Here is a 20240-nt window from a genome sequence, read left to right on the forward strand (position 1 = left end):
TCAACGTCCCAAATACACCTCGATCACGCGCTCGTCCGCCTGCACTTCGTCGAGCGTGCCCTGCGCCAGCACCGAGCCGTCGCACAGCACCGTGACGATCTCCGAGATGGTGCGGATGAAGCTCATGTCGTGCTCCACCACCATCAGCGAATGCTTGCCCTTGAGCGAGAGGAACAGCTCGGCCGTGCGCACCGTTTCCTCGTCGGTCATGCCGGCCACGGGCTCGTCCAGCAGCAGCAGCTTGGGCTCCTGCATCAGCAGCATGCCGATCTCCAGCCACTGCTTCTGGCCATGGCTCAGGTTGCCGGCCATGCGGGTCACGCTGTCTGCCAGGTGGATGGTGTGCAGCACCTCGGCCAGCCGGTCGGCCTGGGCCGAGTCGAGGCTGAAGAACATCGCGTGCTTCACACCCTTGTGCGTCTTGAGCGCCAGCTCCAGGTTCTCGAACACCGTGAGCTGCTCGAACACCGTGGGCTTCTGGAACTTGCGGCCGATGCCCAGCTGCGCGATCTCGGCCTCGCGGTGACGCAGCAGGTCGATGGTGCTGCCGAAGAACACCGTGCCCTCGTCGGGCCGCGTCTTGCCCGTGATGATGTCCATCATCGTGGTCTTGCCCGCGCCGTTGGGGCCGATGACGCAGCGCAGCTCGCCGGGCGCGATGTCGAGGTTGAGCTTGTTGATGGCCTTGAAGCCGTCGAAGCTCACGCTCACGTCTTCGAGGTAGAGGATGCGCCCGTGCGTCAGGTCGACCTCGCCCTGCGCCAGCGCGGGCCGGCCGTAGCCGGCGGTGCGGCCGCCCGACTCGGTCTGGCCCGTGGCGGGCCGCGCGGCGCCGCGGTTCAGGCGCCGCGCGCCTTCTTCCATCAGGTCGGGCGTCATGCGCGCGCTCCCTTCGTCTCGGTGGCCAGCGGCGCCAGCGCGCTGGCCTCCATGCCCTGCTCCGCGGCCAGTGATTTCTGCGCTTCGCGGCGGCCGGCGCTCACGGCCGGTGCAGCGTCGGGCTTGCCACGGCGCAGCCACTTGCGCACCAGGCCCACGATGCCGTCGGGCAGGAACAGCGTCACGGCGATGAACAGCGCACCGAGGAAGTACAGCCAGTACTCGGGCGCGAAGGCCGTGAGCCAGCTCTTGGCGCCATTGACCAGCAGCGCGCCAACGATGGGGCCCACCAGCGTCGCGCGTCCGCCCACGGCGGCCCAGATCGCGATCTCGATGGAGTTGGCCGCGCTCATCTCGCCCGGGTTGATGATGCCCACCTGCGGCACGTACAGCGCACCGGCCACGCCGCACATCATGGCCGAGATGACCCAGATCGTGAGCTTGTAGGGCAGCGGGTTGTAGCCGCAGAACATGGTGCGCGACTCGGCGTCGCGGATGGCCTGCAGCACGCGGCCGAACTTGCTGCCCACCAGCCACCTTGCGAACAGGAAGAAGGCCAGCAGCGTGAGGCCCGTGAGCGCGAACAGGAACATGCGCATCTCCTGCGTGGCGATCGGGATGCCCAGGATGCGCTTGAAGTCGGTGAAGCCGTTGTTGCCGCCAAAGCCCGTCTCGTTGCGGAAGAACAGCAGCATGGCCGCGAAGGTCAGGGCCTGCGTGATGATCGAGAAGTACACGCCCTTGATGCGCGAGCGGAAGGCGAACCAGCCGAAGACGAAAGCCACCAGGCCCGGCACCGCGACGATCAGCACCAGCGTGGCGAGGAAGCTGTCCGAAAAAGCCCAGTGCCAGGGCAGTTCCTTCCAGTCGAGGAAGACCATGAAGTCGGGCAGCTCGCTCTTGTAGTTGCCATCGCGCCCGATCTGGCGCATGAGGTACATGCCCATCATGTAGCCGCCCAGCGCGAAGAACAGGCCGTGGCCCAGGCTCAGGATGCCGGTGTAGCCCCAGATCAGGTCCATGGCCAGCGCACAGATGGCATAGCACATGATGCGGCCCAGCAGCGCGACCGTGTAGTCGCTCATGTGGAAGGCGCTGCCCTGGGGCACCAGCAGGTTGGCCACGGGCGCCAGCGCGCACACGGCGATCAGCGCGATGAAAAAAGCCGTCCAGCCGCGGCCGGTGAGCAGCGGTGCCCTGGCGGGCAGCACGACGGAGGATGCAGCGGCGCGGCTCATGCTTCGCGTCCCTTGATGGCGAAGATCCCCTGGGGACGCTTCTGGATGAAGATGATGATGAAGACCAGCACGGCGATCTTGGCGAGCACGGCGCCCGCCCAGCCTTCGATGAACTTGTTGAGCACGCCCAGGCCCAGCGCCGCGTACACGGTGCCGGCCAGCTGGCCCACGCCGCCCATCACCACCACCATGAAGCTGTCGACGATGTAGCTCTGGCCCAGGTCCGGCCCCACGTTGCCGATCTGCGAGAGCGCGCAGCCGGCCAGGCCCGCGATGCCCGAGCCCAGCGCAAACGCATAGGTGTCGATGCGCGCCGTGTTCACGCCCATGCACGAGGCGATGGGCCGGTTCTGCGTGACGCCGCGCACGAACAGCCCCAGCCGCGTGCGGCTGATGAGCCAGGCCATGCCGGCCAGCACCAGCCCGGCGAAGATGATGATGCCGATGCGGTTCCAGGGCAGCGTGACGTTGGACATCAGCTGCAGCCCGCCGCTCATCCACGCGGGGTTTTCCACGCCCACGTTCTGCGCGCCGAAGGTGGAGCGCACCAGCTGCTGCAGCACCAGGCTGATGCCCCAGGTGGCCAGCAGCGTTTCGAGCGGGCGGCCGTAGAGGAAGCGGATCACGCCGCGCTCGAGCACCGCGCCCATCAGCGCCGAAGCCATGAAGGCCACGGGCATGGCCGCCACCAGGTACCAGCCGAACATGGACTCCGGAAAGTAGCGCTGGAACAGGCCCTGCACCACGTAGGTGGCGTAGGCGCCGATCATGATCAGCTCGCCGTGGGCCATGTTGATCACGCCCATCAGCCCGTAGGTGATGGCCAGGCCCAGCGCGGCCAGCAGCAGCACCGAGCCCAGGCTGATGCCGCTGAACACGGCGTTCACGCGGTCGCCCCAGACCAGCATGGCGTCGATGCGCTTGATCGAGGCCTGGATTGCGGCCTTGACGCCCGCATCGCCTTCTTCGGCCAGCCGGTTGTTCAGCAGCAGCTTGGTGGCGGGGCTGCGCTGCTCGCCCAGCGCCTTGGCGGCGGCCAGGCGCGTGGCCACGTCGTCGCTTTCCAGCGCGGAGGCCGCGCGCACCAGCGCCAGCTTGTCCTTCACGCCCGGGTCCTGCTCCTTCCTGAGCGCCGCTTCCACCAGCGGCAGGCGCGAGGCGTCGGGGTCCTTGAACAGCGCATCGGCCGCGGCGGCGCGCTCGGCCACGTCGGGGCTGCTCAGCTGCAGGGCGGCCTGCGCGGCGGCAATGGCGCCGCGCATGAGGTTGTTGTTGATGACGTCTTCGGCCTGCGCGGGCGGCTCGGCGGGCGCGCCGGTCGCGGCGTCCTGCCAGCCCTCGCCCTTCATCACGAAGACCTGCGTCTCGGTGTACTTCACGGCGTCGTCGGCCAGGGCCTGCAGCAGGGCCGCGGCCTTCTCGTCGGCAGCCAGCACGGCTTCGTTGATGGCGGCAATGCGCGAGCGCGAATCGCCGCTGGCCATGGCCAGGGCCTGCTCGGCCGTCAGTGCCCGGGCCGGCAGGGCAGCGGCGCAGCACAGCGCGACGGCGGCCAGCAGCCATCGGTACAGAGGGTTCTTCACGTCGTCCTTGGCAAGAAAGGGGGTGCATTGCTCCTCTCCCCGCAGGGAGAGGGAGGAAGGCCGGCGGCGCTTACAGCTTGGTCTTGCCGTCCGGCTCGTCCTTCTTGACGCTGTTGCCTTCGATGAAGGGGCTCCAGGGCTGGGCCTTCACGGGCGCCTTGGTCTTCCACACCACGTTGAACTGGCCGTCCGGGCGGATCTCGCCGATCAGCACGGGCTTGTGCAGGTGGTGGTTCTTGGCGTCCATGGTCAGCGTGAAGCCGCTGGGCGCCGTGAAGGTCTGGCCGGCCATGGCGGCCACCACCTTGTCGGTCTCCAGCGACTTGGCCTTCTCCACGGCCTGCTTCCACATGTGGATGCCCACGTAGGTGGCTTCCATCGGGTCGTTGGTCAGCGGCTTGGTGGACTGGCCCGGCAGCTTCTTGGCCTTGGCGTAGTCGCTCCACTGCTTAATCCAGGCCGTGTTGGTCGGGTTCTTCACGCTCATGAAGTAGTTCCACGAGGCCAGGTGGCCCACCAGCGGCTTGGGGTCCAGGCCGCGCAGCTCTTCCTCGCCCACGCTGAAGGCCACCACGGGCACATCGGTGGCCTTCAGGCCCGCGTTGCCCAGCTCCTTGTAGAAGGGCACGTTGGAGTCGCCGTTGATGGTGGAGATCACGGCCGTCTTGCCGCCGGCCGAGAACTTCTTGATGTCGGCGACGATGGTCTGGTAGTCGCTGTGGCCGAAGGGCGTGTAGCTCTCCAGGATGTCCTTGTCGGCCACGCCCTTGGCTTTCAGGAAGGCGCGCAGAATCTTGTTGGCGGTGCGCGGGTACACGTAGTCGGTGCCCAGCAGCACGAAGCGCTTGGCGCTGCCGCCGTCGGCGCTCATCAGGTATTCGACGGCGGGAATCGCCTGCTGGTTGGGCGCCGCGCCCGTGTAGAACACGTTCTTGGAAAGCTCCTCGCCCTCGTACTGCACGGGGTAGAACAGCAGCGCGTTGTTCTCTTCGTAAACCGGCAGCACCGACTTGCGGCACACCGAGGTCCAGCAGCCGAAGGTGACGTCCACCTTGTCCTGGCCGATCAGCTGCTTGGCCTTCTCGGCCGCCAGGGGCCAGTTGGAGGCGGTGTCGATCACCACGGGCTCGAGCTTCTTGCCCATCACGCCGCCCTTGGCGTTGATCTGCTCGATGGTCATCAGCGCCATGTCCTTGAGCGCGGTCTCGGAGATGGCCATGGTGCCCGACAGGGCATGCAGCACGCCGACCTTGATGGTCTGCTGCGCCAGCGCGGGCGTCGAACTCAAGGCCGCCAGGGTGGCCAGCGCAATGCCGGCCGTGAGCGCACGAAGGGCGAATCGGGTTTGCATGAGGTCTTCTCCAGGGGTTGTGACGCGATGGAGGAAGTCTCTTTGCGCCCGCATGCGCGGCCAATACGCCAGCTGGCGTACAAGGGCCGCAGCCCTGCCTGAGCGGGCGATCAGGCGGCGATGCGCGCCGCCGCACCCCAGGCCGTGCGCACGAAGGCCGCCACCAGCGCCGACCCGTCCGGCCCCTGCGGGTCGGTGAAGCTGCCGCGCGCGCTGCCGCCGCTCCAGGCATGGCCCAGCCCCTGCACGGTGATGCAGCGCACCCGCAGCTGGCGGCGCAGGCGCCAGTCCTGCCACAGCATCGCTCGCCGCTGGCCACGCTGGCGCAGCTGCGGCGCGCCGATGGTGGCGCCGCTGGCCTGCGCCCAGGCCTGGCACAGGGCCAGCGCGTTGCGCATGTCCACCACGCGGTCCGAGTCGCCCTGCAGCACCAGCAGCGGCGGCAGGGCCGGCGCCACGCTGGCATGCGGCGGGCGCACCTGCGGCGCACGCAGGCCCTGCATGGCCTGCAGCGCCGTGGCGGTGGAACTGGCCGCGCCCGGCCCCACGCCCGAATGCATGGCCACGGCGCAGAAGCGGCTGGGCCACTGGCTGGCCAGGAAGGCCGCCATGCCCGCGCCTGCCGATAGGCCGGCCACGGCCACGCGCGCGGGGTCGGCGCCATAGAACTGGCAGGCCTGGTCCACCGCCGACAGCAGCGTGAGGGCTTCGCCCTGCGCGCGGCCACTGCGGGTGGCAAACCAGTTCCAGCAGCCCTGCGCATGGGCCACGCGGTCCTGCTCGGCATAGAGCACCAGGAAGCCCATGCGCGCGGCGATGCGGTTCATGCGCGTGCCGACGGCGAAGTCGCGCGCATCCTGGCCGCAGCCGTGCAGCATCAGCAGCAGCGGCAGGCGCTGCCCGGCCGGCGGGCGCAGCCCGGGCGGGCGATACACATAGAAGCGGCGCGGTCCGGCCGGACCCAGCGCCAGCCCCTGCAGCCAGTCGCCAGGGCCGGGCGGCGGTCGGCCCGCGCTGCCGCGCGCGGCCTTTCGCACCGCCTCGCCGGCCTTGCGCGTGCTGCGCTCGCCGGCCTTGCTCAGCACCTTGAGCTGGCGCTGGTAAAGGCTGGCCAGGGGCTTGAGCGCCGAGAAGGGCGAGGCTTTGCGGGAGCGTGGCATGGACGGTGTCGCGCAGCGATGTTGCAGTGCAACACGCACCTTAACAGCTTCTTGAGGCGCTGGGCGTGGGGCGATTGCGCATCAATGCACGCCGGTCCGGCAGATGTCGATGAAAGCCTGCAGGTGGGGCGCGGGCCGGCTGCTTGCGCGCGTGGCGATGCCGATGCGGCGGCTGGTTCCGGGCAGGGCCACGGGCACCACGCGCAGCAGGCCGCCGAAGTCGTTGAGCAGCACCTGCCCGCGCGAGGCGATGGCCAGCAGGCCCGACTGCATGACCAGGCTCAGGGTCATCAGCGGGCTGTTGGCCGAAAGCTGCCGCGCGGGCGGCAGCAGGCCCTGCGCCTCGAAGGCGCGATGCAGCACGCGCTCGGCCGGCGTGTGCGCCAGCGGCGCCACCCAGGGCCAGTCCAGCAGTTGGCGCAGACTCAGCTTCCTGCGCTGGGCCAGGCAGGGGTGGTCGCGGTGCGCGACCACCACCAGTTCATCGTCGAACAGCGGATGCTGCTGCACGTCGGCCGAGGGCGGCTGCGCGCGCAGGGCCCCGGCGATCACGTCGATGTCGGCACTCAGCAGCAGTTGCACCAGGTTTTCATAAGTGCCGTCCACGATGCGCACCTGCACCGCGGGGTGGCCGGCCATGAAGCGCTCCAGCGCCCGCGGCAGGAAGATGGGCACGGACAGCGGCAGCACGCCTATCACCAGTTGCCCGCGCGCCTGGCCCTGCCAGGCCGCCAGGTCGCCCTCCATGCCGCGCAGCTCCGCCACGGCCTGCTTCACGCGCAGCAGCAGCGCTTCGCCGGGCGGCGTCAGGCGCGTGCCGGAGCTGCGCTTGTAGAACAGCGTCAGCGCCAGCAGCTGCTCCAGCTCCTGCAGCGATGCATGCACCGCCGGCTGCGAAATGCCCAGCTGCAGCGCCGCCTGCGATTCGCTGCCCACGGCGGCCACCGCCACCAGCGCGCGGATCTGGCCGGCGCTGACGGCCTGCGCAAAGCGCTCGGCGCCTGCGCGGCGCGGCTGGCGCGCCGCCTCCATCACCAGCGCCTCATGCGCGCCCTGGCGCAGGCGGTCGAAGAAGACCCGCGCGCGCGCCGCGATCTGCTCGCCCTGTGGCGTGGGCCGCATGCCACGCGTGGTGCGCTCGAACAGCGCCTGTTCGCAGGCTTCTTCCAGCCGGCCGATGGCCCGCGTCACCGCGGGCTGGGACAGGTGGACGGCCTGGGCAGCGCCCACGGTGGTGCCGTGCTCGATCACGGCCAAAAGCGCCCGCAGCCCGCGCAGCTGCATCACCAGCACCGGAAAGCCTGCCTGCGCGAAGGCCAACGAGGCTTCATCGGCGCGCGATGCGCCAGGGCGTGCCCGCGCGGGCTCAGGCCTGGACTTGCTGGGCATAAACAATAAGCATGCGCTGGTCTCGATCTTGATGGCGACTGCGGTTTGCGGGGACGGCAGCGCCGCACAATTGTCGGCGCACCCCAAGCCCCTCCAAAGACTCATTCATGAACACCGCCCCCACCCTCGATACCTGGATCGCCAAGCTGGCCTGCCGTGAACTGATCGAGACCAGCGTGCAGCACGTGGACGACGGCAACGCGAGTGCCTTTGCCGCGCTGTTCGCGCCGGATGCGGTGCTCGTGCGGCCCAACGGCAGCCTGCTCGAGGGCCGCGCCGCCATCGAGGCAGCCTATGCGCAGCGCCCGGCCACACGGCTGACGCGCCACCTGGTCAGCAACGTGGTCGTGACCCTGACCGACGACACGCACGCCCACGCGCGCAGCTATGTGTTGCTGTGGAGCAGCGACTTGACCGAGGCCGACCCCGTCTATGGCCGCCGCGCCGATGCGCGCCAGCTGGTGGGCGAGTTCGAGGACCAGCTCAGCCGCGGCGCCGATGGCCAGTGGCAGTTGCAGCGCCGCGCGGCCCGCTTCGTGCTGCAGCACCCGGGCTGATCTGCGCGCCGCGCATCCGGCACCCTCATCCGGAGCGCATTCGAACCCCCAGGGTTTACCGCCATATCAACAAAACGCATGGGCTTGGCGCACTGCTCATTGGCCCTGGCGCGCGCGCTTTCAGATACTTTGACGCTCAGAACGTGTCACGTTCTCAGCCGCTTTTTCGGGAGCCTCTGATGGCCTTGGACAAACCCTATCTGGACGTGCCCGGCACCACGGTCTTCGACGCCGAACAGTCGCGCAAGGGCTACTGGCTCAACCAGTTCTGCATGAGCCTCATGAAGGCCGAGAACCGCACGCGCTTCAAGGCCGACGAGCGCGCCTACCTGGCCGAATGGCCCATGACGCAGGAGCAGCGCGAAGCGGTGCTGGCGCGCGACCTCAACCGCTGCATTGCGCTGGGTGGCAACATCTACTTCCTCGTCAAGATCGGCGCCACCGACGGCGTGAGCGTGCTCAAGATGGTGTCGACCATGAGCGGCATGAGCGAACTCGACTACCAGAAGATGATGCTGACCGGTGGCCGCTCGCCCGAGGGCAACCGCTACCTGCACGAACAGCAGCCCGCCCCACCCGCTTGCGACCCCACCCCGCCGGAGACACGCTGACATGAAACTACCCCCACGCTCCCCCGCTTCGCGAGGTCCGCTGCCCCCCAAGGGGGTGCCTCAGTGCCTTCGGGCGGCCGGGCGCCACTGACATGAACGCTTTCCAGAAACCCACCCTGCTGCTGCTGCCCGGCCTGCTGTGCGACCACGCCGTGTGGCGCGAGCAGCAGGCCGCCCTGGCCGACGAGGTGGACAGCCTGGTCATCGACTACGGCCAGGCCGACAGCATCGAGGCCATGGCCCGCCTGGCGCTGTCGCAGGTGCGCTCGCCCGTCTTCTCGGTGGCCGGCCATTCGATGGGCGGGCGCGTGGCGCTGGAGATCGCGCGCCTGGCGCCGCAGCGGCTGCAGCGCATCGCGCTGATGGACACCGGCATGGACCCCATTGCCGAAGGCGCGGCCGGCGAGCGCGAGATCCAGGGCCGCATGAGCCTGCTGAACACCGCGCGCGAAAGCGGCATGCGCGCCATGGGCCAGGCCTGGGCCCGCGGCATGGTGCATGGCGAGCGGCTGGACACGCCGCTGTTCGAGGAGATCCTGGCCATGATCGAGCGCAAGACGCCCGACATCTTCGCGGCCCAGCTCAAGGCGCTGATCGCGCGCCCCGACGCGCGCGGCGTGCTGGCCGATCTGCAATGCCCCACGCTGCTGCTGTGCGGCCGCGAAGACGCCTGGAGCCCGCTGGCGCGCCACGAGGACATGCACGCGCGCGTGCCGGGCTCCACGCTGGTCGTGGTGGAGCACAGCGGCCACATGAGCACCATGGAACAGCCGGCCGCCGTGACGCAGGCCCTGCGCGACTGGCTGGCCCAGCCCGCGCGCCTGGCCTGAGCCGCGGCCACGCGCGCCCCTTCACCGCCAACCCACAGAGACTGCCATGAACAACAAGACCCAAGTCGCCATCATCGGCGGCGGCCCCGCCGGGCTGCTGCTGTCCCACATCCTGGACCTGCACGGCATCCGCAACATCGTGGTCGAACGCCAGAGCCGCGAGTACGTGCTGCAGCGCATCCGCGCGGGCGTGCTCGAGCACGGCACGGTGCAGCTGCTGCGCCAAGTGGGGCTGGGCGAGCGCATGGACCGCGAGGGCCTGGTGCACGACGGCACGCTCGTGACCTGGGGCGAAAACGCCTCCTTCATGATCGACACCACGAAGTACGCCGGCCGCCCGATGATGGCCTACGGCCAGACCGCGATCACCGAAGACCTGTATGCGGCGCGCGACCGCGCCGGCGGCGTGGTGCTCGATGAGGCCTCGGAGGTGGCGCTGCACGACGTGACGGGCGGGCAGCCCTACGTGACCTATGTGCGCGGCGGCGTGGCCGGGCGCATCGACTGCGACTTCATCGCGGCCTGCGACGGCTTCCACGGCATCGGCCGCCAGAGCATCCCGGCCTCGGTGCTGCGCTGCTACGAACAGGTCTACCCCTTCGGCTGGCTGGGCGTGATGTCGCGCACGCCGCCCATGAAGGACCTGATCTACGCGCACCACGAGCGCGGCATGGCGCTGGCCTCGCAGCGCAGCCCCATGCTCAGCCGCTACTACATCCAGTGCGACATCGACACCGACATCAACGAATGGCCCGACGACCGGTTCTGGGAAGAGTTCAAGGCGCGCCTGCCGAAGGCGCTGGCCGACACCGTGGTGACGGGCCCGACCATCGAGAAGTCCATCGCGCCCCTGCGCAGCTTCGTCGCCGAGCCCATGCGCCATGGCCGGCTGTTCCTGGCCGGCGACGCGGCGCACATCGTGCCGCCCACGGGCGCCAAGGGCCTGAACCTGGCAGTGTCCGACGTCTACTACCTCTCGCGCGCCTTCGACGCCCATTTCAACCAGAAGCAGGACGCGCTGCTGGAAGACTATTCGCAGACCGCGCTGCGCCGCGTGTGGTCGTCGGAGCGGCTGTCCTGGCACCTGACGCAGCTGCTGCACACCTTCCCGAACGACACCGACTTCGCGCGCAAGCTGCGCCACAACGAGCTGCTGCACCTGAGCCGCTCCGAGAAGGCGCTGGCCGCGCTGGCCGAGCAGTACGCGGGCCTTCCCTACTGAAACTCGTCAGTACCGCTCGGGCACGTACATGTCGGCCGGCACGGGGTGGCGCGTGTAATCGGGGTTGCGCGCACGCTCGGGCAGCACGATGGCCGGATGCTCGATCTCCTCGTAGGGCAGCTGGGTCAGCAGGTGGGCGATGCAGTTCAGCCGCGCCTTCTTCTTGTCCACGGCCTGCACCAGGTACCAGGGCGCCTCGGGGATGTGCGTGCGCTCGAGCATGATCTCCTTGGCCTTGGTGTAGGCCTCCCAGCGGCGGCGGCTCTCGAAGTCCATGGGCGAGAGCTTCCACTGCTTGAGCGGGTCATGGATGCGGCCCAGGAAGCGCAGGTGCTGCTCGTCGTCGGTGATGGAGAACCAGTACTTGACCAGGGTGATGCCCGAGCGGATCAGCATCTTCTCGAACTCGGGCACCGTGCGGAAGAACTCCTCGTACTCGTCATCGGTGCAAAAGCCCATCACGCGTTCCACGCCGGCGCGGTTGTACCAGCTGCGGTCGAACAGCACGATCTCGCCACCTGCAGGCAGATGGGAGACATAGCGCTGGAAGTACCACTGGGTCTTTTCGCGGTCGTTGGGCGCGGGCAGCGCGGCCACGCGGCACACGCGCGGGTTCAGGCGCTGGGTGATGCGCTTGATCACGCCGCCCTTGCCGGCCGCATCGCGGCCTTCGAACAGGATCACCACCTTCTTCTTGTGGTGCTGCACCCAGTCCTGCAGCTTGACCAGCTCGCCCTGCAGGCGCAGCAGCTCGCGGAAGTAGGTCTGGCGGTTCAGGCCATCTTCGCCTTCGGCGCCCTCGGCCAGGCGAGCGTCGTCGATCTCCATCTCCAGCTCCTCGTCGTAGCTGTCGAGCAGATCACGTTCGATGCGCTGCATCACGCTGTCGTGGTGGTCGGGCAGGAGCTTGTCGTTCATGGCGCGATGCTAGAAAGCACCCATGACATTTGCATGTCAGTCTGGCGGCCCACCTGGCGCAGGCCCGAGCCGCCGCCTGCCCCGGGGCGTCACACGATGGACATGAATCTGACACATCATGGGCCGCACCCGCCTGGACCCTTCCGCCGTGCCCACCCCCCTTTCGCCACCCGCACCCCCGACCTGGGACGGCGATGCCGCCGGCCTGATCTGCGGTTATGCCTTCGAACCCGGCGGGCAGCAGCCCGTGCGCGGCATCGACCTGGAGGCCGCGCGCGTGCGGATCGAGGCGCAGGCGCAGCAGCCCGCGGATGGCGCCCCAGACGCCAGCTTCATGTGGCTGCATTTCAACCTCAGCCATGCGCCGGCCCGCGCCTGGCTGGAGCGGCACGCACCGCTGCCCGACAGCTTTCATGAGGCCCTGCGCGAGACGCAGCCTTCCACGCGCGTGGAGCGGGCCGACGACCTGCTGCTGGCGATCATCAACGACGTGCATTTCGACTTCGGCTTCGAGCCCTCGGACATCTCCACGCTGTGGGTGGCCGTGGGCCCGCGGCTGGTGATCACGGCGCGCGCGCGGCCGCTGCGCTCCATCGACGCGCTGCGCACCGCGGTGCGCGCGGGGCACGCGCCGCAGTCCAGCACCGAACTCTTCGAGCAGCTGATGCGCGCGCAGGCCGATGCGCTGGTGGGCATCGTGCGCAGCGTGACGGCGCGCATCGACGCGGTGGAAGACGCCCTGCTGGCAGGCCGGCCCGATCAGCAGCGGGCCCGCCTGGGCGGGCTGCGCCGCGTGCTGGTTCGGCTGCAGCGCCTGCTGGCGCCCGAGCCGGCCGCGCTCTTTCGCCTGCTGCACAAGCCGCCGGCCTGGATGGGCGAGGCCGACGCGCAGGGTCTGCGCGACGCCTCGGAGGAGTTCTCCGTGGTGCTGCGCGACATGGGAGGGCTGCAGGAGCGCATCAAGCTGCTGCAGGAAGAAATAGCGGCCAGCGTTCAGGAAGACAACAACCGCAGCCTGTTCGTGCTGACGGTGGTGACGGTGCTGGCCCTGCCCATCAACATCCTGGCGGGCCTGTTCGGCATGAACGTGGGCGGCATCCCGCTGGCCGAGGACGCCCACGGCTTCTGGGTCGTGGTCGGCATCGTGGCCAGCTTCACAGCCGTGGCCGCGTGGATCGCGTTCAGGAAGAAGTAGCGGGCGGCTCGCTGGCGGCGGCCTTGGGCTGGGCCATCTCGTTGAGCTGGAACGACAGGTCGAACAGCTTGGCCTTGCCGGCGTAGTAGCGGTCCAGGCGCCATTCGCGCAGCACGTCCATCGCCAGGTTGAATGCCTTGTAGTCCAGCTTGTAGAGCGTGGCCAGTTCGAAGCTGCGGTCCGTCTCCAGGGCAAGCACCAGGCTGGTCAGGACGCGGGCGCTCTCGTCCTCGGGTTGGCGTTCGATGAAGCGGCGGGCTTCTTTGATGGCATTCACAAAAAGGGGGGCGCGCAGGCGCATGAGTCCGAAAGTTCGCGGATTCTCTGAACCCACACGCGGCGCGATTGTGACAAGCCTGACTTGTGCAAGGGGTTGTTCGTCAGGGCCATGCGCGGACCTGGCGCCCCGGTTCAACCCTTGCGCCAGCGCATGCGCCACGCCTTTCCTAGAATGGCCCGGTGCCCGATGCTCCCAGCCCCCTCGCCCTGAACGCCGACCTGCATTGCCACTCGGTGGTGTCGGACGGCACGCTCACCCCGGAAGAACTCGCGGCGCGCGCCGCCGGCAACGGGGTCCAGCTCTGGGCGCTGACCGACCATGACGAGGTGGGCGGCCAGCACCGCGCAGCCGCCGCGGCCCACGCGCAGGGCATGCGCTACCTCACGGGCGTCGAGATCTCCGTCACCTTCTGCGAGCAGACGGTCCACATCGTGGGCCTGGGCTTCGACGCCGATGACGCCGCGATGACGCAGGGCCTGTACGACACCCGGGGCGGGCGCGGCAAGCGCGCCCAGGAAATGGCCGAGCAGCTGGCGCGCGTGGGCATCCATGGCGCCTACGAGGGCGCGCTGAAATTCGTGGGCAACCCGGAGCTGATCTCGCGCACCCACTTCGCGCGCTTCCTGGTCGAGCGCGGCCACTGCCGCGACACCAGCGAGGTCTTCCGCAAGTACCTGACCGAAGGCAAGCCCGGCTACGTGCCGCACCGCTGGGCCACACTCAAGGACGCCGTGCACTGGATCCGGGGCGCCGGGGGCATGGCCGTCATCGCGCACCCGGGCCGCTACGCCTTCAGCGCCAACGAGGAATACGCGCTGTTCACCGAGTTCAAGGGCCACGGCGGCGAAGGCGTGGAAGTGGTCACGGGCAGCCATTCGCCGGCCGAGTTCATCGAATATGCCGACAAGGCGCGCGAGTACGGCCTGGCGGCCTCGCGCGGCAGCGACTTCCACAGCCCCGACGAGAGCCATTGCGACCTGGGCCGGCTGCCGCCGCTGCCCAATGGCCTGCAGCCGGTGTGGGAGCTGCTGGCGGACCGCATCCGGTGAAGCCGGTCGCCGACGCGCCGGCAGCGCCCACCCTGCCCGACCCCGTCGTCCTGCCCAAGGTGGCGCCGGCCGCCGGCATCGTGGCGGCCAATGACGCCAGCCTGAGCAGCGCAACAACGCCCGCGGCCGCCCCGCTGGACACCCGCGACCGCGACTCCGAACGGCTGCTGGCCGGCATCGGGCTGGTGATCCTGGCGGTGGCCTGCTTCGCCGTGCTGGACACGGCCACCAAGGTGGCCGTGACGGCCGTGCCCGTGATGATGGGCATCTGGTTCCGCTACGCCTTCCAGGCCGTGGCCACCACCGTCGTGCTGCTGCCGCGCCAGGGCACGGCCCTGCTGCGCACGGCGCACCCGGTGTACCAGGTGCTGCGCGGCGCGCTGCTGCTGTCCAGCAGCCTGTTCGCCTTCCTGAGCCTGCAGCACATGCCCGTGGCCGAGTTCACGGCCATCGTGCTGGTCACGCCGCTGGCCATCACCTTCATGGCGGCCACGGTGCTCAAGGAGCGCGTGTCGCCACTGCGCTGGTCGCTGGTCAGCGGCGGCTTCGTGGGCACGCTGATCATCCTGCGCCCCGGCGGCGAGGCCTTCAGCTGGGCCATGCTGTTCCCGCTGGGCCTGGTGGCCAGCAATGCCTGGTTCCAGGTGCTGACCAGCAAGCTGGCCCAGACCGAGAACCCGCTGACGCTGCACCTGTACACCGGCTGGGTTGGCACGCTGATCGCGTCGCTGGCGCTGCCCGCGTTCTGGCAGGCGCTGCCGTCCTGGCACTGGTGGGCGCTGCTGTGCCTGATGGGCGCCATGGGCACGGTGGGCCACTTCATGCTGATCCTGGCCTACCAGCGCGCGCCGGCGTCCACCGTCACGCCCTATCTCTACGCACAGATCGGCTTTGCCATGCTGGGCGGCTGGCTGGTCTTCGGCCACATGCCCGACCTGGCCTCGCTGCTGGGCATCGGTCTGATCGCGCTGTGCGGCGCTGCGGGTGCCTGGCTGACAGTGCGCGAGCGCCGTGTTCCGATCGAACCGGCCGAGTCCTAGTCCTAGACTCCTGCCATGGCTCAGTATTTCGAAGTTCACCCCGAGAACCCGCAGCCGCGCCTGCTCAAGCAGGCCGTCGCGCTGCTGCAGCGCGGCGAGGTCGTGGCCGTACCCACCGACTCCAGCTACGCCCTGACCTGCCGGCTGGACGACAAGGACGCGGTCGATCACCTGCGGCGCATCCGCCAGGTCGACGACAAGCACCACCTCACACTGCTGTGCCGTGACCTCAGCGAGCTGGCGAATTACGCGCGCGTGGACAACCGGCAGTACCGCCTGCTCAAGGCGGCCACGCCGGGCGCCTACACCTTCCTGCTCGAAGCCACCAAGGAAGTGCCGCGCCGCGTGAGCCACCCGCAGCGCAAGACCATCGGCCTGCGCGTGCCGGCCCACCGCGCGCTGGAGGAACTGCTGGCATTGCACGGCCAGCCGCTGCTGGCCACCACGCTGATCCCGCCCGGCGAGAGCGAGCCGATGAACGACGCGCAGGAGATCCGCGCGCGCTTCGAAAAGCAGATCGCAGGCGTGATCGATGCGGGCGCCTGCCCCTCGCAGCCCACCACGGTGGTGGACCTCACGCCCATGGGCAGCGGCGACGAGCCCCTGCTGGTGCGCGAAGGCCGCGGGCCGCTGGCGGCGCTGGGTCTGGGCTGAGGTAATCCCATATGCCTACTCCGGCGCAGCATTGCGCTTGAGGGACAATGCCGCCGGTGGACTTCTCCAACCTGATCCAGACCGTTCTCATCTACGCACTGCCCGTCGTGTTCGCTATCACGGTTCACGAAGCAGCCCACGGCTATGTGGCCCGGCATTTCGGCGACAACACCGCCTGGATGCTGGGGCGGCTCACCCTCAACCCGATCAAGCACATCGACCCCATCGGCACCATCGCGATGCCGATCCTGCTGTACTTCGCGACCTCGGGCGCCTTCCTGTTCGGCTACGCCAAGCCGGTGCCGGTGGACATGCGCCACTTCAAGCACCCCAAGCGCGACATGATGTGGGTGGCGCTGGCCGGCCCGGCCTCCAACTTCATCCAGGCCATTCTGTGGGCGCTGGTGCTGGTGGCGCTGAGCCTGGCCGGCGTGCAGGAGCGCTTCTTCCTGGCCATGGCCCAGGCAGGCATCCTGGTCAACCTCGTGATGTGGGCCTTCAACCTGTTCCCGCTGCCGCCGCTGGACGGCGGGCGCGTGCTGGCGGGCCTGCTGCCCAATGGCCAGGCGCAATACTGGCTGGCGCGCATCGAGCCCTTCGGCTTCTTCATCGTGATGGGCCTGGTCATCGCCGGCGTGGTGGGCAGCTACTGGCTGCGCCCCCTGATGAACGTGGGCTACACCGTCATCGACTTCCTGCTGTCACCGCTGCTTGCGCTGCTGCGCTGAGCCATTCGCATCGCCCCTGCCTGCCATGAGCACTCCTTCCGTCACCCGCTTCCTCACCGGCATCACCACCACCGGCACCCCGCATCTGGGCAACTACGTGGGCTCGGTGCGGCATTCGGTGCGCTTCAGCCAGCGCCCGGATGTGCAGAGCTTCTACTTCCTGGCCGACTACCACGCGCTGATCAAGTGCGACGAGCCCGCGCGCATCCAGCGCTCCACGCTGGAAATCGCCGCCACATGGCTGGCCTGCGGGCTCAACCCCGAGCGCGTGACCTTCTATCGCCAGTCCGACATTCCCGAGATTCCCGAGCTGACCTGGTTCCTCAGCTGCGTGACCGGCAAGGGCGTGCTCAACCGCGCCCATGCCTACAAGGCCGCGATGGACCGCAACGCCGAAGCCGGCCACGACCCCGACGCCGACGTGACCGTGGGCCTGTTCATGTACCCGGCGCTGATGGCCGCCGACATCCTGATGTTCAACGCGCACAAGGTGCCGGTGGGCCGCGACCAGGTGCAGCACATCGAGATGGCGCGCGACATGGGCAACAGCTTCAACCACCTGTATGGCGAGCTGTTCACACTGCCCGAGGCCGAGATCGACGATGCGGTGGCCCTGCTGCCGGGCCTGGACGGGCGCAAGATGAGCAAGAGCTATGGCAACACCATCCCGCTGTTCACCCCGCGTGCACAGTTGCAGAAGGCCATCGCCAGCCTGGTGACCGATTCGCGCGCGCCCGGCGAGCCCAAGGCCACCGAAGGCTCGGCCCTGTTCCAGATCTACCAGGCCTTCGCCACCGCACAAGAGACCGAGGCCATGCGCCGGGCCTTTGCCGAAGGCATCGGCTGGGGCGATGCCAAGCAGCAGTTGTTCGAGCGCATCGACCAGGAAATCGCGCCGCTGCGCGAGCGCTACGACGCGCTGATGGCCGACCCGGCTCAGATTGAGCGCATTCTTCTGGACGGTGCCGAGAAGGCGCGGGCCGAGTCGCGTGCGCTGATGGCGCGCGCGCGCCATGCCGTGGGCCTGCGCAAGCTCGAAACCCAGGCGGCGCCTTCGGCCAGGAAGAGCATCGCCAAGGTCAGCGGCCCGAGCTTCAAGCAATACCGCGAGCGCGACGGCCAGTTCTACTTCAAGCTGCAGGACGGCCGCGGCGCGCTGCTGTTGCAAAGCCTGGGCTTCGCCTCGCCGCAGCAGGCGGGCCAGGCCATCGCCGCGCTGCAGGCGGGCCCGGCCCAGGCACTCGACACGCTGGCCCCACAACTGGCACCATTGGACGCTGCGGGCCGCCAGGCCGCGCTGGACGCCCTGCTGGCCCTGCAGGCCGAAGCCGCCACCTGAACGTCTTCGCGCCGGGTCGGCCTCGCCTTCATTCCCACACCATAACGACAGCACCTGAGGAGTCACATCTTGAGCATCTACGTCATCGATGACCACCCGCTGATGCGCGACGCCATCGTCATGGTGCTGCGCCGCCTGAAGCCGGCCGAGAACATCGTGGAGCTGGATCGCCTGGAGCGCCTGACGAACAGCATCAAGCAGCATGGCACGCCCAAGCTGCTGTGCCTGGACCTCAAGCTGCCCGACACCACGGGCTGCTCGGGTGTGATCGCCGTCAAGCAGCGCTACCCCGCGGTCCCTGTGGCGGTGTATTCGGCCTCGCCGGCGGCCGACATGGAAGAGGCCTGCATCGAAGCCGGCGCCGACATCTACATCGAGAAGTCGGCCGGCTCAAGCGAGCTGGCATCGGCCCTGCGCGGGCTGCTGCAGGCCGATGCCGACGGCGAGGAGCCCGCGCCCGCCAGCGCAGGCAAGCTGTCCAAGCGCCAGGCCCAGCTCATCGCCATGCTGGACCAGGGCCTGAGCAACCGCGAGATCGCGACCCAGCTCGACATCAGCGAGCACACGGTGAAGGTGCACCTGTGGCGGCTGTTCCGCCGCCTGGGCGTCAAGAGCCGCACGCAGGCCCTGCACCACGCGCGCAGCCACGGGCTGCTGTCGACCGGCGCCAATTGACGCGCGGCGGCGCGCGGCGCGCTCAGCCCACCGCGCCGCTCGCGCGGGCCTGCGCCTGCGACTCCACGGCGTCGTGCAGCGCCACGCGAAAGACGCTGCCGCGCCCCAGGCGCGAACGCACGCTCACCGGATGGCCCAGCGCATGCGACAGCCGCGCCACGATGGCCAGGCCCAGGCCGAAGCCGTCTGATGTGCCGGCATGGTCGGCCACCTTGTAGAACTCCAGGAACACGTCGCGCAGGTTCTCGCGCGCGATGCCGATGCCGGTGTCCCACACTTCCACCCGCAGGCCTTCGCTGGTTCGGCGCGCACCCAGCAGCACGCCGCCGCGGTCGGTGTACTTGATGGCGTTGGACAGCAGATTGCCGATCATGCGCCGCACCCGCACCGGGTCGGTCAGCACGGTGCCGGGCTGCACGTGCAGCTTGAAGCGCAGGCCCTTGGCCTCGGCCACGGGCCGGTACTGCAGCTCCAGGTCCTGCAGCAACTGCGCCACGTCCACCCGCTCGATGTGCAGCCTGACCTGGCCGGCGTCGATGCGGGCCAGGTCGAACAGCGAATCGAACAGCGCATTGACCGCATGCGTGGCGCGCACGATCTTGGGCGCGATCTCCTCCACCAGTTCGGGCTCGTTGCGCAGCCAGTCGGCATACAGGGAGAGCGCCAGCACCGGCTGGCGCATGTCATGCGCGGCGCTGGCCAGGAAGCGGTTCTTCATCGCCACGGCCGAGACGGCCGCCTGGCGCTGCTGCGTCAGCGAGTTGATCAGGATGTGATTGTGGAACAGCAGCTCGAAGCTGTTGCGCGCCGTCTCGTGGATGCGCCGGCCGGCGCGCAGCAGCAGCCACCAGTGGAACAACGGCAGCAGCAGGAAGGCATGGTTGAAGTGCAGCTCGAAAAAGCCGTGCTGGATCAGCCGCAGCGCCACCACCACCAGCACCACGCCGAAGAAGGTGTTGACGAAGCGCCGCAGCAGCGGCGGATACAGCGCCAGGCTGTTGAGCGGGAAGGTGACCGCACCGGCCAGGATCATCCAGCACAGGAACTGGTGGGACTGCGGCGCGCGCTCGAAGAACAGAAGCGCCGACGTGCCCCAGCTCAGGGCGCTGGCGTTCCACAGCCAGCGGTTGCGGCGGATGAAGCGCTCCTGCGTGCGGGCGCTGCGGCCCGCATAGCGCGTGATGTAGACGCGCTCCAGGAAGACGCGGGCGGCGGTGGTGGCCATGCCGAAGGCGAACCACAGCAGCAACTGCCACAGCGGCGCGTAGCCCCAGCACAGCACCAGCATGGCCGGCAGCAGCACGGCCGAAAAGATGTAGCCCCCGCGCGAGGCCCGCATCAGGCTGCGGATCAGCTCGCCGCGCACCCAGGGTTCGGCCTCGTCCGCCGAAGCTGGCGCCGGGGCCAGACTCGCGAAGGATGAATTCCCCAGACCGCCGATGGCTGTGTTCCCTCTCATAGGGCACACATCCTAGCCGTTGCGGCGGCGCCGCGGACGGGCTTGCGCGCGCGAGCCGCCAAGGCCGCAGACGCGCGCCTGCG

The 20240-nt window shown here is 69.1% G+C and carries 20 protein-coding genes; 11 read left to right on the forward strand and 9 right to left on the reverse strand.

The features are described 5' to 3' along the window. The 6 genes from urtD to PGB34_RS07935 all read right to left on the reverse strand — a co-directional run bounded on the left by urtD (window position 1) and on the right by PGB34_RS07935 (window position 7531). Complete coding sequence (gene urtD, locus PGB34_RS07910) at window positions 1-879, reverse strand: urea ABC transporter ATP-binding protein UrtD (protein ID WP_271427513.1); 879 nt, start codon at window positions 877-879, stop codon at window positions 1-3. Continuing rightward, window positions 876-2117, reverse strand: a complete 1242-nt coding sequence (urtC, locus tag PGB34_RS07915; protein WP_271427514.1) for an urea ABC transporter permease subunit UrtC — start codon at window positions 2115-2117, stop codon at window positions 876-878. Before urtC ends, urtD begins: the two co-directional genes overlap by 4 nt. After that, window positions 2114-3700: an urea ABC transporter permease subunit UrtB gene (gene urtB / locus PGB34_RS07920; protein WP_408647847.1), complete on the reverse strand. Its 1587-nt coding sequence runs from the start codon at window positions 3698-3700 to the stop codon at window positions 2114-2116. The genes urtC and urtB overlap by 4 nt, the downstream gene beginning before the upstream one ends. 70 nt (window positions 3701-3770) lie before the next feature. After that, on the reverse strand, window positions 3771-5051 hold the full coding sequence (urtA, locus tag PGB34_RS07925) for an urea ABC transporter substrate-binding protein (RefSeq protein WP_271427515.1): 1281 nt from the start codon (window positions 5049-5051) through the stop codon (window positions 3771-3773). Window positions 5052-5161: 110 nt separating this feature from the next. Next, the gene (locus tag PGB34_RS07930) at window positions 5162-6211 is read right to left on the reverse strand and encodes an extracellular catalytic domain type 1 short-chain-length polyhydroxyalkanoate depolymerase (RefSeq protein WP_271427516.1); all 1050 of its coding nucleotides are present in this window, start codon (window positions 6209-6211) and stop codon (window positions 5162-5164) included. Window positions 6212-6292: 81 nt separating this feature from the next. Continuing rightward, on the reverse strand, window positions 6293-7531 hold the full coding sequence (locus PGB34_RS07935) for a LysR substrate-binding domain-containing protein (protein WP_271427517.1): 1239 nt from the start codon (window positions 7529-7531) through the stop codon (window positions 6293-6295). 176 nt (window positions 7532-7707) lie between these two features. On the opposite strand from PGB34_RS07935, the gene PGB34_RS07940 reads away from it, so the two are divergent. The 4 genes from PGB34_RS07940 (at window position 7708) to pobA (ending at window position 10820) form a co-directional block, all read left to right on the forward strand. Beyond that, window positions 7708-8157, forward strand: coding sequence for a nuclear transport factor 2 family protein (locus tag PGB34_RS07940; RefSeq protein ID WP_271427518.1), 450 nt, complete (start codon window positions 7708-7710; stop codon window positions 8155-8157). A gap of 179 nt (window positions 8158-8336) precedes the next feature. Next, window positions 8337-8768 carry a protocatechuate 4,5-dioxygenase subunit alpha gene (ligA, locus tag PGB34_RS07945; protein ID WP_271427519.1) on the forward strand — a complete coding sequence of 144 codons (432 nt, stop codon included), beginning with the start codon at window positions 8337-8339 and terminating at the stop codon, window positions 8766-8768. A gap of 92 nt (window positions 8769-8860) precedes the next feature. Beyond that, window positions 8861-9598 (forward strand): alpha/beta fold hydrolase, encoded by a 738-nt coding sequence (locus PGB34_RS07950; RefSeq protein ID WP_271427520.1) that lies wholly within the window; start codon window positions 8861-8863, stop codon window positions 9596-9598. A 46-nt stretch (window positions 9599-9644) separates the two neighbouring features. Beyond that, the gene (gene pobA, locus PGB34_RS07955; RefSeq protein WP_271427521.1) at window positions 9645-10820 is read left to right on the forward strand and encodes a 4-hydroxybenzoate 3-monooxygenase; all 1176 of its coding nucleotides are present in this window, start codon (window positions 9645-9647) and stop codon (window positions 10818-10820) included. Between the two features lie 6 nt (window positions 10821-10826). Here pobA and ppk2 read toward each other — a convergent pair whose 3' ends face one another. Next, a complete protein-coding gene (gene ppk2, locus PGB34_RS07960; RefSeq protein WP_271427522.1) occupies window positions 10827-11738 on the reverse strand; it encodes a polyphosphate kinase 2 in 912 nt (303 codons plus the stop codon). A 118-nt stretch (window positions 11739-11856) separates the two neighbouring features. On the opposite strand from ppk2, the gene PGB34_RS07965 reads away from it, so the two are divergent. Then, on the forward strand, window positions 11857-12933 hold the full coding sequence (locus PGB34_RS07965; protein WP_271427523.1) for a transporter: 1077 nt from the start codon (window positions 11857-11859) through the stop codon (window positions 12931-12933). On the opposite strand, the gene PGB34_RS07970 is transcribed toward PGB34_RS07965, so the two are convergent. Beyond that, window positions 12920-13210: a hypothetical protein gene (locus tag PGB34_RS07970; RefSeq protein WP_271427524.1), complete on the reverse strand. Its 291-nt coding sequence runs from the start codon at window positions 13208-13210 to the stop codon at window positions 12920-12922. The two genes, PGB34_RS07965 and PGB34_RS07970, sit on opposite strands and share 14 nt — an antisense overlap. Window positions 13211-13392: 182 nt before the next feature. Here PGB34_RS07970 and PGB34_RS07975 point away from each other — a divergent pair, with 182 nt between their 5' ends. From PGB34_RS07975 to PGB34_RS08000, 6 genes are all read left to right on the forward strand, one after another. After that, the gene (locus PGB34_RS07975) at window positions 13393-14262 is read left to right on the forward strand and encodes a 3',5'-nucleoside bisphosphate phosphatase (protein ID WP_271427525.1); all 870 of its coding nucleotides are present in this window, start codon (window positions 13393-13395) and stop codon (window positions 14260-14262) included. A gap of 101 nt (window positions 14263-14363) precedes the next feature. Next, window positions 14364-15302, forward strand: coding sequence for a DMT family transporter (locus PGB34_RS07980; protein WP_271427685.1), 939 nt, complete (start codon window positions 14364-14366; stop codon window positions 15300-15302). Window positions 15303-15317: 15 nt separating this feature from the next. Continuing rightward, the gene (locus PGB34_RS07985) at window positions 15318-15956 is read left to right on the forward strand and encodes an L-threonylcarbamoyladenylate synthase (RefSeq protein ID WP_271427526.1); all 639 of its coding nucleotides are present in this window, start codon (window positions 15318-15320) and stop codon (window positions 15954-15956) included. Window positions 15957-16003: 47 nt separating this feature from the next. Next, a complete protein-coding gene (locus PGB34_RS07990; RefSeq protein WP_408647848.1) occupies window positions 16004-16684 on the forward strand; it encodes a site-2 protease family protein in 681 nt (226 codons plus the stop codon). Window positions 16685-16709: 25 nt separating this feature from the next. Then, window positions 16710-18023 carry a tryptophan--tRNA ligase gene (locus PGB34_RS07995; protein WP_271427528.1) on the forward strand — a complete coding sequence of 438 codons (1314 nt, stop codon included), beginning with the start codon at window positions 16710-16712 and terminating at the stop codon, window positions 18021-18023. A gap of 69 nt (window positions 18024-18092) precedes the next feature. Further along, window positions 18093-18698 (forward strand): response regulator transcription factor, encoded by a 606-nt coding sequence (locus tag PGB34_RS08000; protein WP_271427529.1) that lies wholly within the window; start codon window positions 18093-18095, stop codon window positions 18696-18698. Window positions 18699-18720: 22 nt separating this feature from the next. On the opposite strand, the gene PGB34_RS08005 is transcribed toward PGB34_RS08000, so the two are convergent. Then, window positions 18721-20157, reverse strand: coding sequence for a sensor histidine kinase (locus PGB34_RS08005; protein WP_271427530.1), 1437 nt, complete (start codon window positions 20155-20157; stop codon window positions 18721-18723). Between the last annotated feature and the right edge of the window lie 83 nt (window positions 20158-20240).

Origin of the sequence: Xenophilus arseniciresistens (assembly GCF_028023875.1) — a bacterium.
Classification (GTDB): domain Bacteria; phylum Pseudomonadota; class Gammaproteobacteria; order Burkholderiales; family Burkholderiaceae_C; genus Xenophilus; species Xenophilus arseniciresistens.

Excerpts from the sequence above, each read along its gene's own strand:
- urtD (WP_271427513.1), bottom strand. The coding sequence starts at position 879 with ATGACGCCCGACCTGATGGAAGAAGGCGCGCGGCGCCTGAACCGCGGC.
- urtC (WP_271427514.1), bottom strand. The coding sequence starts at position 2,117 with ATGAGCCGCGCCGCTGCATCCTCCGTCGTGCTGCCCGCCAGGGCACCG.
- urtA (WP_271427515.1), bottom strand. The coding sequence starts at position 5,051 with ATGCAAACCCGATTCGCCCTTCGTGCGCTCACGGCCGGCATTGCGCTG.
- PGB34_RS07930 (WP_271427516.1), bottom strand. The coding sequence starts at position 6,211 with ATGCCACGCTCCCGCAAAGCCTCGCCCTTCTCGGCGCTCAAGCCCCTG.
- PGB34_RS07940 (WP_271427518.1), top strand. The coding sequence starts at position 7,708 with ATGAACACCGCCCCCACCCTCGATACCTGGATCGCCAAGCTGGCCTGC.
- ligA (WP_271427519.1), top strand. The coding sequence starts at position 8,337 with ATGGCCTTGGACAAACCCTATCTGGACGTGCCCGGCACCACGGTCTTC.
- PGB34_RS07950 (WP_271427520.1), top strand. The coding sequence starts at position 8,861 with ATGAACGCTTTCCAGAAACCCACCCTGCTGCTGCTGCCCGGCCTGCTG.
- pobA (WP_271427521.1), top strand. The coding sequence starts at position 9,645 with ATGAACAACAAGACCCAAGTCGCCATCATCGGCGGCGGCCCCGCCGGG.
- ppk2 (WP_271427522.1), bottom strand. The coding sequence starts at position 11,738 with ATGAACGACAAGCTCCTGCCCGACCACCACGACAGCGTGATGCAGCGC.
- PGB34_RS07965 (WP_271427523.1), top strand. The coding sequence starts at position 11,857 with ATGGGCCGCACCCGCCTGGACCCTTCCGCCGTGCCCACCCCCCTTTCG.
- PGB34_RS07985 (WP_271427526.1), top strand. The coding sequence starts at position 15,318 with ATGGCTCAGTATTTCGAAGTTCACCCCGAGAACCCGCAGCCGCGCCTG.
- PGB34_RS07990 (WP_408647848.1), top strand. The coding sequence starts at position 16,004 with ATGCCGCCGGTGGACTTCTCCAACCTGATCCAGACCGTTCTCATCTAC.
- PGB34_RS07995 (WP_271427528.1), top strand. The coding sequence starts at position 16,710 with ATGAGCACTCCTTCCGTCACCCGCTTCCTCACCGGCATCACCACCACC.
- PGB34_RS08005 (WP_271427530.1), bottom strand. The coding sequence starts at position 20,157 with ATGAGAGGGAACACAGCCATCGGCGGTCTGGGGAATTCATCCTTCGCG.